Genomic DNA, 17,408 nt, shown 5'->3' on the forward strand with positions numbered 1-17,408 from the left:
CGTCAGTTCAGCACCACCGTGACCGCGCGACGGTTCGCCGCCCAGCTCTGGTCGTCCGAGCCCATCGCCACCGGGCGCTCCTTGCCATAGCTGATCGTCGTCATACGCGACGACGACACGCCCCGCGCCGCCAGATAGTTCTTCGTCGCGTTCGCGCGACGATCGCCGAGCGCGAGATTATATTCGCGCGTGCCGCGCTCGTCGGCATGGCCTTCGATCGTGATGCGCTGGTTCGGGAACTTGGCGAGCCACTGCGCCTGGCTGTCGAGGATCGCGCGCGCGGTCGGATCGATATCGTACATGTCGAGCGCGAAGTTCACCGTGTTCGAGCTGACCGAGCGCTGGAAGTCGGCATCCGAGCCCGGCACGATCGCGCCGCCGACATTGCCGTTGTTCATGCCCGCATTGGTATCGACCGAACCGCTATTGTCGACCGGTGCAGGCGGCAGCACCGCGGGACGCTTCTTGGCACAGCCGGACACGGCGATCAGCGCGGTGCACGCGAGCAAGATGTTGGAAAGCTTCGACATAGATAGTCTCCCGTAGAAAATCACGTTTCCCCGTTATGCCCCCATAGCAGGTTTAGGGCCGCAGCGGGCCCCATGCCGGATCCGAGCCGTCGAGCGGCGTCGGGATCTTGCGCTCGTTGACGCCCGTCAGGTCGACCGACCAGAGGTCCGCCTTGCCGCCGCTGCCGCGTCCCGAGCGATAGAAGTTGATCACGCGACCGTTCGGCGACCAGCTCGGCCCCTCGTCCTGCCAGTCGTTGGTCAGCAATTTCTCGCCGCCGCCGCTCGGGCTCATGATGCCGATCCGGAAGCCGCCGCCGAGCTTGGTGAACGCGATCAGATCGCCGCGCGGGCTCCACACCGGCGTCGCATAGCGCCCGCCGCCGAAGCTGATCCGCTGCTGGTTCGAGCCGTCCGCGTTCATCACGTAGATCTGCTGCCCGCCCGAGCGATCGCTCTCGAACACGATTTTCGAGCCGTCGGGCGAATAGCTGCCGCCGGTATCGATCCCCGGCGAGTTGGTCAGCCGCTGCGGCGTCCCCCCTTGCGACGATACGCGGTACACGTCGGTGTTGCCGCCCTGCGCCATCGAGAACAGGATGTTGCGGCCGTCGGGCGAGAAGCGCGGCGCAAACGTCAGGTTGGCGTTCGCCACGACCAGCCGCTGCTTGCCCGAGCCGATATCGTAGACATAGATCGCCGGGCGATTGTTGAGATAGCTCATATAGACGATCGACTGCTGGTTCGGCGCGAAGCGCGGCGTCAGCACGATCGACTGGCCGTTGGTCAGGAAGCGGTGGTTGGCGCCGTCCTGGTCCATGATCGCGAGCCGCTTGATCCGGCGTCCCTTGGGTCCGGTTTCAGAGACATAGACTACGCGGCTGTCGAAATAGGCGCCCTCGCCGGTGAGGCGGGTGTAGACCATGTCGGCGCATTTATGCCCGGCACGACGCCAGTCGGATGGCGACACGACGAACCCGGTGCGCGTCAGTTCGGCTTTGGACGAGACGTCGTACAGATAGCAGCCGACCGTCAGATTGCCGTCGCCGGTCGCGCGGATGAAGCCCTGCACCAGCGCCTGCGCGCCCGTGCTGCCCCAATAATCGAAACCCGGCGCGGTGACTTCGGGGAAGGTGATCGGGCGCAGCTGGCCGGGCGAGAGCGGCGTGAACAGGCCCGAATTGCGCAGATCGTTGGTGACGATCTCGGCCAGCTGGCGGCCGAGCACGTCGGTCGAGCCCGCCGGCGTCGAGACCACCGCGGCGGTCGGCATCACGGGGATCGCGATCGGCATCGGGGCGGAGATGCCGCCGGTCACGTCGACAACGAGTCCGCCGGACTGGTCGCCGGCTGGTGCGGGTGCGGCCGGGTCGGCGGGGGCCTGTTGTGGGGCGGGCGCGGGTGCGTCCTGCGCGCTGGCGGCGGCGGAGACAAAAGCCAGCAAACCGACCGAGGCGAGGATCGATCGAGCCTTACGGCCTCCCATCACAGCCCCCACCCCGGCGAAGGCCGGGGCCCAATTGGGGGACGCCGCTGAGGGCGCGTTGCGCATCATTACATCGGCCTTCCCAATTGGGCCCCGGCCTCCGCCGGGGTGGAGTTTCTCAACTAGAAGCGTCGTGCGTGACAGGCGAAAACCCAGATCGAATCGAGTCATAACGGACATCCTCAGCCGGGAAGTTTGTAGCGCAGGCTGAAATTGCTCCAGCCATTCTGCACATCATACAGGTCGTCGGGCAAACCGCGCAGCGGCGAGCACCCGACAAAGGTCGCGATCGCCAGATCGTCGACTCGGTCGACATAGCGCCGGTTGTCGTCGTCGACGCCGGCATGGCCGCTGATCGTAGGCCGCGATTTGAGCGTGCCGTCGCGGTTGAGCTTCAGGTTGATCGTGACGCGGATCCGCTCGGCGCCCGGCCCCGGCGTGACCTGGCGATTGGCGCAGGGCTGCACCTGGCGCAGGATCGCCGAGCCGATATTCGCCGCCGCCTGTGCGCCGAGCTTGGCGGCCTTGGGCGCGTCCGACTTGCTCGGCGACGGATCGGCCGACAGCCCTTTCAGGAAATTGTCGCCGAGCCGCGAGCCGCGCGGGCGCGATGTCTTGGCTTCCGCAGTCGAGCCTGAGCCCTTGGTCGCGGACGGTTTGGCGGGCTTGGCCGACGACGCAGACGACGTCTTGCCCGACGTGGAGGACGTCTTGGCCGGAGCGGCACTCGGCTTGGCCGCGGACTTGGTCGGCGCGGACTTCGCCGGTGCAGCCTTCGCGGGCGCAGACTTGGTGGGCGGCGCTTTCGCAGGCTTGGGCTGTGGCTTCACGACAGGCTTGGCGACCGGCGCCGGCTTCGCGGCGGGCTTTGGTGGCGCAGGCTTGGGTTTGGGCTGCGGCTTTGGCGCGGGCTCGGGCGCTGGCTGCGGCTTGGGTGCAGGCTTGGGTGGCGCGGGCTTCGGCTGCGGCGCCGGCGGCACGGGATCGGGCTTCGGCTCGGGCTCGGCCTCTTGCGGCGCCGGCGGCGCGGCATCCTCGGGCGCGCCCTCGTCCGGCGCGATCGACTGCGCGGGCGCTTCGGTCGATTGCGGCGCCGTCGCCTCGAGCGCGACGTCGGGCACGAGACTCACGTCGATCGGCTGCTGCTGGATCTTCGGCGGTTCGGGCGCATCGAGAAACCCGACCGACAACAGGCCGAACAGCACGACATGCCCGACCAGCGCGACGCCTAAGCCGATCTTCTCCGAGCGATCCATCAGCCGAGCGCCATCAGTTCTGATTACCCTCGACGGTGACCAGCGCGACGCGGTTCAGCCCGGCGCGGTTGAGTTCGCCCATCACGCGCATCACGCGGCCGTAATCGAGCTTGCGATCCGCGCGCAGCAACACCTGCGGCTCGTCGCCGACCGCGCGGCTGGCGGCGATCGACGCGAGCCTGATCGGCAGCGCGTCGTCGGTCACCTGATCCTTGTCGATGAACAGCGCGCCGGTCTCGTCCATCGAGATCTCGACGGGCTTCTGCTCCTGGTCGAGCGCCTTGGCGCGCGCGTCGGGCAGGTTCACCGGCACGCCCGCGGTCATCAGCGGCGCGGTCACCATGAAGATGATCAGCAGCACCAGCATCACGTCGACCAAAGGCGTGACGTTGATATCCGCCATCGGCGCGCGACGCCCGCGCCCGCGGGAAGAAGGCAGGTTCATCGCCACCTTAGCGCGACCCGTCCAGCTGGCGGCTCAGCGTCGTGTGGAAACCGTCGGCGAACCGGTTGAGGCTCGCCTCGATCCGGTTGATGCCGTGGCTGAAGCGGTTGTACGCGATCACCGCGGGGATTGCCGCGAACAGGCCGATCGCGGTCGCGAACAGCGCCTCCGCGATGCCCGGCGCCACCACCGCCAGCGACGTGTTCTGCGCGGCCGCGATGCTGGTGAAGCTGCGCATGATCCCCCACACCGTGCCGAACAGCCCGACGAACGGCGCGACCGAGCCGACCGTCGCCAGCACGTTCAGCCGATCCGACAGCTTGTCGATCTCGCCTGCAACGGCTGCGCCCATCGTCGTCGCCAGCCGCTCGCGCGTGCCGCTCTTGTCGATCGTGCCGCCCGCGGTCGAGCGGCGCCACTCGGTCACGCCCGCCGCGAACACGCGCGCGGACGGCAGGTCGCTCTCGCTTTCGGCCTTGTAGAAGACGTCGATATCCTCGGCTTTCCAGAAATCGCGCTCGAACCGGGTCATGTTCTTGCGCGTCTTGCCGATCCGCCGCCAGAACGCGACGATCAGCGCCCAGGTCCAAATGCTGGCGAGCAACAGCCCGATCATCACGCCCTTCACCACCCAGTCGGCCTGGAGGAACAAGTGAATCGGCGACAGCGTCGCGCTATCCATAGTCAACACCGGATTCATGCTTCCCCCTGCCAGACAAGGCGTTCGTAGATATCGATCCAGGCGCGCGGCTGGCGGCGCGGGCGGCCGTTGGGAGCGACCAATGCCGCCACCACGTCCGCCTCGGCCAAGACAAGCCCGTCGCGCATGACTCTTTGATGAATGGCGACCCCGGCCGCACGCACTTGCGTCATCCGCGAGACGACGATCAACGCGTCGTCGAGCCGGGCCGGCGCCGCGTAACGGATCGCCATGCTCACGATCGCATAGGATCCCTCGCCCGCCTCGAACGTCGCCCGCTGGTCGATCCCGCCGAGCCGCAGCATGTCCGAGCGCGCGCGCTCCATGTAGCGCAGGTAATTGGCGTGATAGACCGCACCCGACAAATCGGTGTCCTCGAAATAGACGCGCACCGGAAACCGGTGCTCGCGCCCTTCGAAGCGGCCTTCCGCCGGACGATCTGAAACCTCAGCCATTCCCGCGGCTGTTAACCCAGTCTGCGCAGGGAAGCCAAGCTTTGCTGCAATATGGTCGGGATACGCGGCGATGCGATCCTCCCCCGCAAGGGGGAGGTGGCGCCGTCAGGCGACGGAGGGGGAGGACACGGCACAAAGGTTTCCCTTGCCGCCCCCTCCGTCAGGCTGGCGCCTGCCACCTCCCCCTGGCGGGGGAGGATTTACTGGAAGACGCTGGCGTCGAGCTTCAGCCGGGGCTGCGCGGGCGGTACCGGCTGCGAGACCGGCTGGAGGCGCGCCTGCGTGATCGTCTGGACCGGCATGTTCGACGCATATTGGCGCGAGGCCATAACGGGCTGGGCAGGCCGCGGCACGGCCCGCCCGCGCCACACATCGACCGCACGGTAGAAATCGGTGAACGGCCGCTCGAGGACGGGCAGGTTCTGCGCGGCGAACGCCGGCAGCGCCTCGGCCGACAGGCCCGCGCTCTGGGCGAGGACCGTATTCGCCGCGGTGCAGAAGTCGTCGCGCGCGGGCGATTGCGAGAAGAAGTTGTACAGCCGCGTCATCGAATCGTCGTAGCGATCCTGCCAGTCGCCGCCGCCGGACTTATATTCGCTGGCATAGGTCGCCTCGGCCTTGGCGAGCACCGGCTTCTGCGCCGACAGCAGCGCGTTGTAGCCCGCGACGATCACCACTTCCTGCGGCCCGCGACACGCGAGCGCGGCGACGTTCAACGCCGCGCGCAGATGCCAGACCTTGGCTGAGGTCGTCAGGTTGCGATTCGGCGTCGGATAGGTGCCGTCGGCGAGCGCCACGGGGATGACGATGGTCGGCGACGCGCCCTTGGGCATCACCGGCGCGGGCACGGGCACCATGATGACGGGCGGCGCGACCGCCGCCACCGTCCGAGGCTTTTGCGCGCAGCCGGCCAGCAGGCCAAGCGCGGTAACGGACAGCAACGCAAACCGACGACTCATCGCAACACCTCGTAACGTCCCCCGACCGGACACCTTTTGCCACGCATAAGGTTAACGAGGCGTAAGCCGTACGCGGTTTGCGGCGAATGGAGCGGGGGCGGGGTTGGGCCCGTGCCGAGCCGGGGGGCTCGCGGATCACCTCCACCCCGGCGGAGGCCGGGGCCCAAGTGAAGAGGTTGCGGTAACGGCGCGCGACCTCCGTCAGCGACGTCCCCCAATTGGGCCCCGGCCTTCGCCGGGGTGGTGGTGGTGGGAGGCCACTGTTCAGAATGCTGGCTCAATGAGAAAACGCTCGGCTCGATCCTCCCCCGCAAGGGGGAGGTGGCAGGCGTCAGCCTGACGGAGGGGGAGGTCAGCGCTGACCGCTGTTCCGTGTCCTCCCCCTCCGTCGTCTTCGGCGCGACCTCCCCTTGGCGGAGGAGGATCACGATCGTCTCAGGCCGCGCGTGCTTCGAGCGCAGCCGCGGCCTGCGCCATCAGCCCGGCGATGATGTCCGCGACCGGCTCCTCGCGCTTGACCATGCCGACCGACTGGCCCGCCATCACCGAGCCATGCTCGACATCGCCGTCGATCACTGCGCGGCGCAACGCGCCTGCCCAGTAATGCTCGATCTGCAACTGCGCCTCGGCCATTTCCACGCGGCCACCGTCGAGGTGCCCGGCAACCTCACGCTGCTTGGCGGTGAACAGCTCGCTCGACGCGTTCTTGAGCGCGCGGACCGGAATGACGGGTAACCGCGCATCGATCTGCACGCTGGCGATCGCATCGCGTGCCGACGCGCGGATGAACGCCTTTTTGAAATTGGCATGCGCGATCGATTCGGTCGCACACACGAACAGCGTGCCGAGCTGGACACCCGCCGCGCCCATGTCGAGATAGCCCGCAATCGCCTCGCCGCGGCCGATCCCGCCCGCGACGAACACCGGCACCTGCTCGGCGATCTCGGGCAGCATCTCCTGCGCGAGGACGCTGGTCGAGACCGGGCCGATGTGCCCGCCGGCTTCCATGCCCTCGATCACCAGCGCGTCGACGCCGCTGCGGATCAGCTTCTTGGCGAGCGCCAGCGCGGGCGAAAACGCGATCAGTTTCGCGCCGGTTTCCTTGATCGCCTCGATGCTGCCCTTGGGCGGCAGGCCACCGGCGAGCACGACATGCCCCACCTTGTGCTTGGCGCACACCGCGATCAGCTCGAACAGATCGGGGTGCATCGTGATCAGGTTCACGCCGAACGGCTTGTCGGTCAGCGCCTTGGTCGCGGCGATCTCGGTATCGAGCAGCGCCGGCGTCATCGCGCCGCACGCGATCACCCCGAACCCGCCCGCGTTCGAGATCGCCGAGACAAGATGCCGCTCGGACACCCACGACATCGCACCGCCAAGGATGGCGACCTGCGATCCGAGGAACTCCGCGCCGCGCGCCATGCGGCGTGCGAGCCGCTCGGCGCCTACCGAGTGAAGGGGGGCGGGGGAGGAAGTAGCCTGAAGCGCGGACATGTCGGTCATCCGACCCGCCTAGCCCTCCCCCGACCCCTCCCGCAAGCGGGAGGGGAGAGATTTACGCTGCATCCTCGGCATCGAGCCCGTAGGCGGTATGCAGCACGCGCACCGCAAGTTCGGTATAATCCTCTTCGATCAGCACGCTGACCTTGATCTCCGACGTCGCGATCGCCTGGATATTGATCCCGCGTTCGCCGAGCGTCGTGAACATCGTCGAGGCGACACCCGCATGGCTGCGCATGCCGACGCCGACCACCGAGACCTTGGCGACGCGCGTATCGTGGACGATCGTCGCATAGCCGATCGCGTCCTTCGCCTTGTCGAGGATATCGAGCGAGCGCGCGAGGTCCGCGGCGGGCACGGTGAAGGTGACGTCGGTCGAGCCGGTCGAATGCGCGACGTTCTGCACGATCATGTCGACGTTGATGCCGCCGTCCGCGAGCGGCGCGAAGATCGCCGCGACCGAGCCGGGGCGATCGCTGACCTGCGTCAGCGTGATCTTCGCCTCGTTCTTGTCGTGGGCGATGCCGGTGATGAGCTGGCGTTCCATATCGTCGATTTCCTCTTCGCCCACGATCAGCGTGCCGCGGTGGCCGTCATTGGTATCGCCGTCTTCGAACGAAGACAGCACGCGCACGCGCACATTCTCTTTCATCGCCAGGCCGACAGACCGGGTCTGCAGCACCTTGGCACCGACGCTGGCGAGTTCCAGCATCTCTTCATACGTCACCTTGCCGAGCTTCCGCGCGCGAGGGACGATCCGGGGATCCGTCGTGTAGACGCCGTCGACATCGGTATAGATGTCGCAGCGATCCGCCTTCATCGCCGCCGCCATCGCGACCGCCGACGTATCCGACCCGCCACGCCCCAACGTCGTGACGCGCTGGCCCTCCGCCACGCCCTGGAACCCCGGGATCACCGCGACGACGCCATCGGCCAGACTCGCGTCGAGCGCGGCGGTATCGATCTCGCCGATCCGCGCCGAGCCGTGCGCGTCCGAGGTGTTGATCGGCAGCTGCCAGCCGAGCCACGACCGCGCCTTGCAGCCCGCCGCCTGCAAAGCGATCGCAAGCAGCCCGCTCGTGATCTGCTCGCCGGCCGAGACGACGACGTCATATTCCTTCGCATCGTACAGCGACGACGCCTCGCGGCAGAAGCCGACCAGCCGGTCGGTCTCGCCCGCCATCGCCGAGACGACGACCGCGACCTGGTTGCCCGCATCGACTTCGCGCTTCACGCGCGCGGCGACGTTGCGGATCCGCTCGATCCCGGCCATCGACGTGCCGCCGAATTTCATCACGATACGGGCCATGAACTGCGCAAATCCCTTTGGGTCGAAGCGGCGGCCCTGATAGGTAGCGCGCATGATACTGGCAAGTGACACCGTAAACGGCGCAACAATCGATCCGCGCGAGGCCGCGCATTTCGGCACGATGGCAAAGGACTGGTGGGACCCCAAGGGCTCGTCCGCGCCACTCCACAAGCTCAACCCACCGCGGCTGCGCTATATCCGCGAGCAGGTCGACGCGCATTGGGGCGGCGACGGTGCGACCTTCACGCCGCTGGCGGGCAAGACCGCGCTCGACGTCGGCTGCGGCGCGGGGTTGCTCTGCGAGCCGCTCGCCCGGCTCGGCGCGGCGGTGACGGGGATCGACGCCGCGCCCGAGAATATCGCGGTGGCGGAGATCCATGCGGCGCAGAGCGGTCTGGCGATCGACTATCGCGCGGGCGGCGTCGAGGGGCTCGTCGGCCAGTTCGATCTCGTCACCAGCCTCGAGGTGATTGAGCATGTCAGCGATCCCGCCGGATTCGTGCGCGGCCTCGCCCGCGTGCTGGCGGACGGCGGGTTGCTGATCCTGTCGACGCCCAACCGCACGCCGCTGTCGCGGCTCGCGATGATCACGCTGGCGGAGGGCACCGGCACGATCCCCAAGGGCACGCACGACTGGAACAAGTTTCTGACGCCCGAGGAACTGACGGCGTTGCTGAAGGATGCGGGGCTGCGCGTGACGGACACGCGCGGCCTGAGCTTCTCGCCGGCGACCGGCTTTACGCTGAGCGATTCGACCAGCCTCGATTACTTCCTGACCGCGGTAAAAGCCTGATCCGTGGCCTCTTCCCCTCCACCCCGGCGGAGGCCGGGGCCCAATTGGGAAGGCCGTGGTAACGAAACGCTGCCCCTGATCACCGCCGTCCCCCAATTGGGCCTCGGCCTCCGCCGGGGTGGGGCCTATCAGGATGGTGGCATCAGTGGTTGAGCGCCCCCCTCCCCAACGCTGTTCACCCGCGAAGGCGGGGGCCCAGTCTGGGCACCCGCCTTCGCGGGTGAACATGCTTCTGTTGCTCGCGGCGCCGGCGATATTCCTTATCACCCTCGCCCTCCTCCGCCCCGTCGACCACGACGAAAGCCAGTACGTCGCCGCCGCCGCGCTCACTGCGCGCGGGCTGCTCCCCTATCGCGACTTCGCGTACCTCCAGACACCACTTCAGCCCTACCTCTTCGCCCCCCTCGCACTGCTCGCCCGCGCATGGACCTGGCCAGCGCTCCGCATCGCCAACGCGCTGCTGGGGTTCGCCACGATCGCCGCGGTCCACCGCGCCGCGCGGATCGGTGGCGCCGGCCCCCGCGCCGCCGCCATCGCGGCCGCGCTGTTCGCCACCTGCGACATCCTGCTCTTCAGCATCGGTACCGCGCGCAACGACGCACTCCCCGCCGCGTGTCTCGCGCTCGCACTCCCCGCCATCGTCAGGACCGCGCGCACCCAGGCGCGCCGTCGCGACGCGCTCCTGATCGGCGCACTGCTTGCCGCCGCCGCCGCCGCCAAGATCTCCTATGCGCTGCCCGCGCTCACCTACGGCATCTGGACTCTGCTCCGCGCCGACCGCCGCCCCTGGTGGACGCTGCTCGGCGCGCTCCCCTTCGCGGCACTTACTGGCGCAGTGTTCCTCCAGGCCCCCGACGCCTTCCTGTTCGGCGTGCTCGGCTTTCCCGGCCGGGCGCCGACCGAATGGTATCAGGCGCTCCCCTGGAAGCTATCGAACGCAGCGAAGCTCATCGACACGCTCAAGTTCCTCGCGCTCGGCCCCGCCCTGCTGGCGATCGTCGCCACCACGGGCAGGCGCCACCGTTGGCACCTGATCCTAGACCTGCTGATCCTCGCCGGCCTGATCGCAGCGCTCGCACCGGTGCCGACATGGCGCCAATATCTGCTCCCGATGTTGCCCGCCCTGTTCGTGCGCCTGGCGCTGGTCTGGCACGCACACCCACCCGGCAAGGCGATGCGGATCGCCGCTGTCGTGTTTGCCTGCGCCGGTCTTGCGCCGACCGTCGAGGCCGTGGCGAACGGCGGCATCCCAATGCGCGACGCGCTGCGGACCGCCACCGCGGTGCGGAAGACGCTGGACCGCGCGCACGTCACCGGCCCGGTCGCGACGCTCTCCCCGCAATTCCTCCCAGGCGCGGCGATCGACCCGCGCTTCGCCCCCGGCCCCTTCTATTTTCGCAGTACGGCGCTGCTCGACGCCGGGCAGGAACGCCGCCTCCACCTCGTCTCGCACGCGCGGGTCGGACTGCTCGGCGATCCGCCCGCGATCCTGACCGGCGGCGAAGGCGCCTGGAGCAGCGGCGACGACCGGATCGACGCGCTGCTCGCCGCCTACGCGATCCGCCGCGGATACCAGGCGGTACCGGTCCCCGGCACCCGCTTCACGCTGTACGTCGCACGCCCTGCTTCGCCGCGACCAGTCCCGCATAATAGTCCATGAGCTCGACCGCATGCTCGCGATCGCTGCGAACGTGCCGGGCCGCCACCGCTGCCGCGCGCCTGAGCAAAATGCGGTCGCGCGCGAACAGCCGACCGATCGCCGCCGCCGCGCTCTCCGCCTCGCGCGCTGCGTAGAGCTCGCTCGCGTGGGCGTCCGCGACTTCCGCGCAGCCCCCCGTGTCGGGCACGATCAGCGGCAGGCCCGACGCCATCGCCTCCGACGCGACCAGCCCGAACGGCTCGGCTTCCGACCCGTGGATCAGCGCATCGCAGCTCGCCATGATCCGCGCCAGCCGCTCGCGATCATAGACCGGCGCGAACATCCGGATATGCGGCGATCCGCCGATCCGCCGCGCGATCGCCTTGCTCTGTGCACCGGTGCCGATCAGGATCAGCCCGACCGGCAACGTCGCGCCGGCCCGCGCCACCGCATCGACCACCAAAGGCCAGCGCTTCTCGCCGTGATGCCGCCCGAGCCCGAGCAGCAGCATACCGTCCTCGGGCAGGCCGCACTGTTGCAGCAAGGCCGCCCGCAACCGCGGGTCGCGCAGGTCCGGCGAGAAATGCCCGCGTTCGATTCCCAGTGGCATCGCCACGTCGATCCGCACGCCGCGCGCGCGCAAACGCTTTTCCAACGCCGGGCCGTTGGTGACGACGACGTCGTATTTCTCGAGGAAGCGCCGCATGTACCGGCTGTACCAGCCAAACCCGCGCTCGATCTGGTCATGGCTCGCCACGCCCGCGAACCAGCGCTGCGCATAGGCCGCGATGTTGTCGTTGTGCATGAAGAACGCCTTGACCGCGCGGCCCTGCCAGTCGCCGACGAACCACGCGGGCCGCCACGGCGAGCAGCATTCGACCACGTCCGGGTCGAGGTCGTCGAGGACGCGGTGGATCGCGCGCTCGTTCCAGAACAGCCCGTAGTTGCTATCGAACGGCATCCCCGGCGACTTGAGGTATAGGATCCGCCCGCCGCCCGGCCGTTCCTCGATGCGGTCCTCCTTGCCCGGCGCGACGACGATCAGTTCATGACCCATATCCGCCATGATCCCCATCTTGCGGTCGACATAGGTCCGCACGCCCCCACCGGTCGGCGAGTAAAACTCGTTGACGTCGACGATCCTCACGCTCCGATTCTCACGTCACGATCCTCATGGCGTGACCGGCCCGAACCCGCCGAGCCCGCGCAGATATTGCGCGGCGATCTGCACGCTCGTCACGCCGGCCCCCACCTCGACCAGCGCCTGCTCGACCTTGGGCCGCGACCGCCCGAGCTTTACGTTGCTTGCAAACCCCGCGCCGTCGGACCAGACGCTGAACTTGTTCTTCCCGTCGCGATTGTGCGTCAGCAACAGCGCGTAGCGGCCCGGCCGCGGCACCCGGATGCACATCGTCGCAGGGCCGCTCGCGGGCGTCGGCACGACCACCCGTCGAAACGTCTTGCCCGCCGCGATCAGATCGCGGTCGTCCTTCAGAAAATCCGCTTCGTCGCCCGGATAAAGTTCGAGCTTCAACGCGCCCGTGCGATCCTTCAGCCCAGTGATCTCGACCGCGATCGCCGGGCCTTCTCCCGGCCGGCACGCCGCCGCGTCGCTGCCGAGCACCTGCGCGCGCGCGGGTCCCGCCGATACGACCGACGCGATCACCGCCAGACCATAGCGAATCATGCCCGCATCCTGGTCAGCGCCGCGTGGATGCCGAACAGCACGATCAGGCCGACATGCACGAGCAAGGTCGCGGCCGCGGTAAACGCGATCAACTCCGACAGCGCCTGATCCTGGCCGATCAGCAGGATTGCGATATTGGCAAACAACAGATCCTTGTTCGGCACCAGCGGCAGGCGCGACACGAGCAGACGGCCCGCCGCGAGGAACAGCCACATCCCCATCGGCACCCCCGGCAGCGCGTAATGCCACGCGAACGCGATCAGCACCGATCCGCACAACAACCGCATGCAGTGGATCCCGAACACCCACCACAGCCGCGCGCGGGGCAGCGAAAACACGCGGCGCGAGAAGATCAGGAACGGCAGCGAAATCGCCAGCGTCACTCCTGCCGATGCCAGCACCGTGCGGAACTGGTCGTGCGTCAGCAGATGCCGACCAAGCGGCAACGCGATCGCCACCAGCAGCAGCGTGACCGCATTGCCTGCGATCGCCGACAGGATCGTGACGTCCTTCACCGCGCCGAACGGCGACGCCACCATCCGCGCCCTGGCCCGCGCCCACGCATAGAAATAGGCGTCGCCCGAATAGCCGAACACGACTTCGTTCGCGATCCGCTTCTTGATCAGCGCGACGAGGCCGCCGAGCGGGATACCCCACAACCGACGGAAGATTACAAAGTCGCCGGTCGGCGGCGACATGTAGAGCAGCGCGAAGCACAGATAGAAGCGCGGATCGTGCGGCACCGAGCGCGACAGCCCGGCAAGGCCCTGCCCGAGCAATGCGCGGCCGAGCCCCGCGATCATCGCCAGCGTCAGGACCGCGCCGATGATGGCTGGCCAGCGACTGCCGATCGTCTTCAGCGGCTCGAGGCCGGCGCGTGCTATGTCCGCATAGCTGTCGGCATCGGTCGACTTCGCTCGCGTGTTCAATTGCCGGTCCTCAAGCCGTTCTGCCGCGTGTCGCGCGGTCCAATAGCCGCCCGTCGGCGCGCATGCACGTAAAGTCGGTTTCATTCGGTCGCGATCTCCGCTCTACCAATCGCGCATTATGATGACCGCCATATTTCAGTGACGTCCCCGCCACCGCGCGCGCGGCACATCCTGACCTACGCCGAGGACCTGCGCGGTGGCGGCGTCGAGCGTGCCCAATTGCGCCTTGTGCGCGGCTGGCTGGCGGCGGGGCGGCGGGTAACGCTGGCGATCGAGGATCTAGCTGGGCCGCTGGCGGTTGAACTGCCGGACGGGCTGGAGATCGTTTCGCCGTCGCGGTTGCTGGCGCTTCCGAACGTGGTGCGCCGTCTCGCGCCCGACGTCATCTTCTGCCCCGGCAACTTCTACACCGGCATCGCGGCATGGACCCGGCTCCGGCTCGGCCGGGATTGCCCGCCGATCGTCGCCAAGATGTCCAACGCCCCCGCACGCGCGGATCACGGCCGGCTGATGCACGCCGCACACCAGATCTGGCTCGCGCGGCACGGCAGCTTCCTCGACCACCTCGTCGCGATGACCCCGGCGACGGCGGACGAGGCGGCGCGCGCGACGCACATGGTCGGGCGAACGAGCGTCATCCCGAACCCGCCGGCGGTACGGATCCCGGGTGCAGTGCCTGACCTGCCGGCACGCTACATCCTCGGCGTCGGTCGGCTGGAACCGCAGAAGCGCTGGGATCGCCTGATCGCGGCGCTGCCGTCTTTGGCGGACCAGAGCATTCCGGCGGTGATCCTCGGCGAAGGCGACGAGCGGGGGGCAATCGAATCGCAGATCCGCGCGCTGGGCTTGGGGGACCGCGTTCGCCTGCTCGGCCACAGCACCGACCCGCTGCCGATCATGGCGCGCGCGCAGGTCGTCGTGCTGACCTCGGACTATGAAGGCGTTCCCGGCGTGTTGCGCGAGGCGCTCTCGGTGGGGACGCCGGTGATTTCGACCGAATCGAGCAGCGCGGTGGCGGAGATCATCGACCGGCCTGATCGCGGTACGATCGTCGCGCGGGACGATCCGGCGGCGCTGATCGCGGCGCTGGATTCATGGCTGGCGCCGACCGCACCGCGACCCGAACCGGTGCCGCAACCCGGTGCGGACTCCGCCGCCCGCTATCTCGCGCTCTTCGACCAGTTGGTGCGGCGGTAGCGCCTATACCCGATCAGGCCGTACCTTCGGCCTCCACCTTCTCTTCTTCCCGCTCCGAGCGCCGCTCGAGCGCGGTCTTGATCATCGCAGTCATCGGGTCGGCCAGCGCCAGCCCCAAGATCCCGAACAGCGCGCTCGCCATGATCTGCGCGCCCAGCGTCAAGGCCGGCGGCAGGTCGACGGTGCGCTTGGCGACCATCGGCACGATCACGTAGCCGTCGATCGTCTGCACCACGAGATACGTGCCGATCGCCCAGTATCCCGTGTCGACGCCCGCGCTGAACCCGACCGCGACCATCAGCACGCCCGTCACGATCGCGCCGACGTTCGGAATGAACGCCAGGATGCCCGCGATGATGCCAAGCAGCATCGCCATCGGCACGCCGCCGATCGCCAGCGCGATACCGCTCGCGACACCCTCGACCGCCATGCCCAGCAGGCGCCCGGCGAGCAGCTTGCGCAACGTCTCGCCCATCTTGACCAGCGTCCTGGCGAATTCGGGCCGCAGATCGACCGGCACCATCCACTGGAGCCCGCGCGAATAGGTGCCCGGATCCATAGCGATGAACAGCCCGAGGATCAGGATCATGAACATGCTCGTGATCGCGCCGATCGCAGTGCCGACCCACGACGTCACGCGCCCGACCGAGCCAAGCGCCTCCTTGACGATGCCGTTGACGTCCGACGCGCCCGGCATCAGCCCCTGCGACGTCAGATAGCCGGTGAAACGGTTCGCCTGCATCTCGAGCGTCGAGCGGAGTTGATTGACCTGTTCGGTCACCTGCACCCCGGTCAGAACGAACGTCCCGACCAGAAACGCGGACGTCAGCAGCACGACGATCAGCAACCGCCAGCCGCGCCCGATCGGCAACACCCGCCCGAGCAGCCGCACGCCGCCATCTAGTAGAGCTGCGAACACGACGCCGGCAAAGATGATCAGCAACGGCTGGACCAGCACGATCAGCAACGCGATCACGCAGGCGAGACCGAGCCAGATTACCGCGCGCTTCAGTTCCTTGCGCAGGAACGGATCGCGCATCTCGACCGGGCTGAGCTCGTCGACGGGCCTTGTTGCGGCCATCTCAGTTCGCCTTGGCAGGGTGCAGCGACGTGCCGGCGCGGTCCGAGCGCAGCGATCCCCACCAGGTCAGCGGGTTGAAGGTCGCATCGCCATCGAGGCTGAAGGTGATGAACTCCGCGCGGCCGCCGAGATTCTCATACGGCACCGGACCGCCGAGCCCGAGCTGGCTCAGCGCGAACCGGCTGTCGGCGGAGCGATCGCGGTTGTCGCCCATCAGGAAGACGTGGTTCGCAGGGATCGTGATCTCCGCGAAATTGTCGCCCTGGCTGTCGGATTCGAGGTCCACCGTCTCGTAGCGGCGGCCGTTCGGCAGAGTCTCGGTATAGGTCGGCAGGCGGCACATCTCGCGCCCGTCGGGCAGCGTCTCGCGCGCGCCGGGATAGTCGATCTCGCTGCACGGGCTGTTGGTGTCGACCGGGATTAGCGTGTCGTGAAGGGGCCCGCGCTTCACCGCGACGCCGTTGAGGAACACGATCCCGCCGCGCACCGCTAGCTTGTCGCCAGGCAGCCCGATGACGCGCTTGATATAGTCGTTATGCGTCCCCGGCGGCGTCACGATCACCACGTCGCCGCGTGTCGGCAGCGATCCGAACAGCCGCCCGTGGATGAACGGCAGCGATACGCTCCAGCTGTCTTCCTGCTGGCGCAGCACGACGCCCTTGAAGATCGCGACCGGGTTTGGGATCGTCGGCGACACGAACGACCAGCCATAGGCGAACTTGGTCACCACCAGCCGGTCGCCGATCCGAAGCCCCGGCAGCATCGATTCACTGGGGATATAAAAGGGCTTGGCGATGAAGCTGTGGAAGCCGAGCACGACCAGGATCAGCCAGAAGATCCCCTTCACCTCGCCCCACCAGTCGGTGCCGCGGCGGCGGGGGGTGTCCGGTGCGGCGACCGTCGGAGCGGTGGCATCGGCCGCCGTCGCCTGCTGCGCGAGGGGCTTGTCTGGGAACTCGTTGCCGTCCAACGCCGCGTCCTTCATCGATTCATATCTACTTGAGATATCAGAGGTATAGCTTCGATGATCACGAAGGCCTGCGCCCAGGGGTGATCATCCGTCATCGTCAGATGCACGCGCGCGGCGTGGCCTTCGGGCGTCAACGCGTCAAGCCTCGCTTTGGCGCCTCCGGTCAGCACCAGCGTCGGTGCCCCGCTGGCGGCGTTGACCACGCCGATATCGCGCATGAACACGCCCGCGCGAAACCCCGTCCCGACCGCCTTCGAAAACGCTTCCTTCGCCGCGAACCGCTTGGCCAGCGTCCCGGCCTTGGTAAACGGTCGCCGCGCCGCCTTGGCGCGCTCGACATCGGTAAACACGCGCTGCTCGAACCGCGCGCCGAACCGCTCCAGCGACGCCGTGATCCGCTCGATATTACACAGGTCGGACCCGAGCCCGATAATCATCGCAACGCCTGTAGTCGGAAGACAAAAGATTTTGTTCGCGCGGAGGCACGGAGGCG

Annotated in this window: 18 protein-coding genes; 3 read left to right on the forward strand and 15 right to left on the reverse strand. The window is 68.0% G+C overall.

From position 1 onward, the window contains the following. Window positions 1-2: 2 nt before the first annotated feature. The 9 genes from pal to ASF00_RS16965 form a co-directional block, all read right to left on the reverse strand. Entirely contained in the window at window positions 3-530 is a 528-nt protein-coding gene (gene pal, locus ASF00_RS16925; protein ID WP_055882052.1) for a peptidoglycan-associated lipoprotein Pal, read from the reverse strand. Between the two features lie 52 nt (window positions 531-582). Beyond that, on the reverse strand, window positions 583-1,995 hold the full coding sequence (gene tolB / locus ASF00_RS16930; protein WP_055882055.1) for a Tol-Pal system beta propeller repeat protein TolB: 1,413 nt from the start codon (window positions 1,993-1,995) through the stop codon (window positions 583-585). A gap of 182 nt (window positions 1,996-2,177) precedes the next feature. After that, window positions 2,178-3,251: a hypothetical protein gene (locus ASF00_RS16935; RefSeq protein WP_055882057.1), complete on the reverse strand. Its 1,074-nt coding sequence runs from the start codon at window positions 3,249-3,251 to the stop codon at window positions 2,178-2,180. Window positions 3,252-3,264: 13 nt separating this feature from the next. Then, window positions 3,265-3,702 (reverse strand): protein TolR, encoded by a 438-nt coding sequence (gene tolR, locus ASF00_RS16940; RefSeq protein ID WP_055882060.1) that lies wholly within the window; start codon window positions 3,700-3,702, stop codon window positions 3,265-3,267. Window position 3,703: 1 nt separating this feature from the next. Then, the gene (gene tolQ / locus ASF00_RS16945; RefSeq protein ID WP_055882062.1) at window positions 3,704-4,396 is read right to left on the reverse strand and encodes a protein TolQ; all 693 of its coding nucleotides are present in this window, start codon (window positions 4,394-4,396) and stop codon (window positions 3,704-3,706) included. Then, complete coding sequence (locus tag ASF00_RS16950; protein ID WP_055882066.1) at window positions 4,393-4,851, reverse strand: YbgC/FadM family acyl-CoA thioesterase; 459 nt, start codon at window positions 4,849-4,851, stop codon at window positions 4,393-4,395. The genes tolQ and ASF00_RS16950 overlap by 4 nt, the downstream gene beginning before the upstream one ends. 200 nt (window positions 4,852-5,051) lie before the next feature. Beyond that, a complete protein-coding gene (locus ASF00_RS16955) occupies window positions 5,052-5,810 on the reverse strand; it encodes a hypothetical protein (RefSeq protein WP_055882069.1) in 759 nt (252 codons plus the stop codon). Window positions 5,811-6,245: 435 nt separating this feature from the next. Next, window positions 6,246-7,304, reverse strand: a complete 1,059-nt coding sequence (locus ASF00_RS16960; RefSeq protein ID WP_082463529.1) for a nitronate monooxygenase — start codon at window positions 7,302-7,304, stop codon at window positions 6,246-6,248. A 61-nt stretch (window positions 7,305-7,365) separates the two neighbouring features. Beyond that, entirely contained in the window at window positions 7,366-8,619 is a 1,254-nt protein-coding gene (locus ASF00_RS16965; RefSeq protein WP_055882470.1) for an aspartate kinase, read from the reverse strand. 52 nt (window positions 8,620-8,671) lie between these two features. Between ASF00_RS16965 and ubiG the strand changes: the two genes are divergently transcribed. Further along, complete coding sequence (gene ubiG / locus ASF00_RS16970) at window positions 8,672-9,412, forward strand: bifunctional 2-polyprenyl-6-hydroxyphenol methylase/3-demethylubiquinol 3-O-methyltransferase UbiG (protein ID WP_055882074.1); 741 nt, start codon at window positions 8,672-8,674, stop codon at window positions 9,410-9,412. Between the two features lie 226 nt (window positions 9,413-9,638). Continuing rightward, window positions 9,639-11,072 carry a hypothetical protein gene (locus tag ASF00_RS16975; RefSeq protein WP_055882076.1) on the forward strand — a complete coding sequence of 478 codons (1,434 nt, stop codon included), beginning with the start codon at window positions 9,639-9,641 and terminating at the stop codon, window positions 11,070-11,072. On the opposite strand, the gene ASF00_RS16980 is transcribed toward ASF00_RS16975, so the two are convergent. The 3 genes from ASF00_RS16980 to ASF00_RS16990 are packed head-to-tail and all read right to left on the reverse strand — an operon-like array spanning window position 11,014 to window position 13,751. Further along, window positions 11,014-12,198 carry a glycosyltransferase gene (locus tag ASF00_RS16980; RefSeq protein ID WP_055882078.1) on the reverse strand — a complete coding sequence of 395 codons (1,185 nt, stop codon included), beginning with the start codon at window positions 12,196-12,198 and terminating at the stop codon, window positions 11,014-11,016. The two genes, ASF00_RS16975 and ASF00_RS16980, sit on opposite strands and share 59 nt — an antisense overlap. A 24-nt stretch (window positions 12,199-12,222) precedes the next feature. After that, entirely contained in the window at window positions 12,223-12,738 is a 516-nt protein-coding gene (locus tag ASF00_RS16985; protein ID WP_055882080.1) for a DUF2141 domain-containing protein, read from the reverse strand. Beyond that, a complete protein-coding gene (locus ASF00_RS16990; RefSeq protein WP_235525923.1) occupies window positions 12,735-13,751 on the reverse strand; it encodes a hypothetical protein in 1,017 nt (338 codons plus the stop codon). Before ASF00_RS16990 ends, ASF00_RS16985 begins: the two co-directional genes overlap by 4 nt. A 54-nt stretch (window positions 13,752-13,805) precedes the next feature. Here ASF00_RS16990 and ASF00_RS16995 point away from each other — a divergent pair, with 54 nt between their 5' ends. Next, window positions 13,806-14,864, forward strand: a complete 1,059-nt coding sequence (locus ASF00_RS16995; RefSeq protein ID WP_055882082.1) for a glycosyltransferase — start codon at window positions 13,806-13,808, stop codon at window positions 14,862-14,864. 13 nt (window positions 14,865-14,877) lie between these two features. Here the strand turns inward: ASF00_RS16995 and ASF00_RS17000 are convergent, their stop codons facing one another. The 3 genes from ASF00_RS17000 to acpS are packed head-to-tail and all read right to left on the reverse strand — an operon-like array spanning window position 14,878 to window position 17,352. Beyond that, complete coding sequence (locus tag ASF00_RS17000; protein WP_055882084.1) at window positions 14,878-15,945, reverse strand: AI-2E family transporter; 1,068 nt, start codon at window positions 15,943-15,945, stop codon at window positions 14,878-14,880. A 1-nt stretch (window position 15,946) separates the two neighbouring features. Further along, a complete protein-coding gene (gene lepB / locus ASF00_RS17005; protein ID WP_055882086.1) occupies window positions 15,947-16,930 on the reverse strand; it encodes a signal peptidase I in 984 nt (327 codons plus the stop codon). Then, entirely contained in the window at window positions 16,927-17,352 is a 426-nt protein-coding gene (acpS, locus tag ASF00_RS17010; RefSeq protein ID WP_055882090.1) for a holo-ACP synthase, read from the reverse strand. Before acpS ends, lepB begins: the two co-directional genes overlap by 4 nt. Window positions 17,353-17,408 lie beyond the last annotated feature (56 nt).

The organism is Sphingomonas sp. Leaf34, from assembly GCF_001421805.1.
In the GTDB taxonomy this organism is placed as follows: Bacteria; Pseudomonadota; Alphaproteobacteria; order Sphingomonadales; family Sphingomonadaceae; genus Sphingomonas.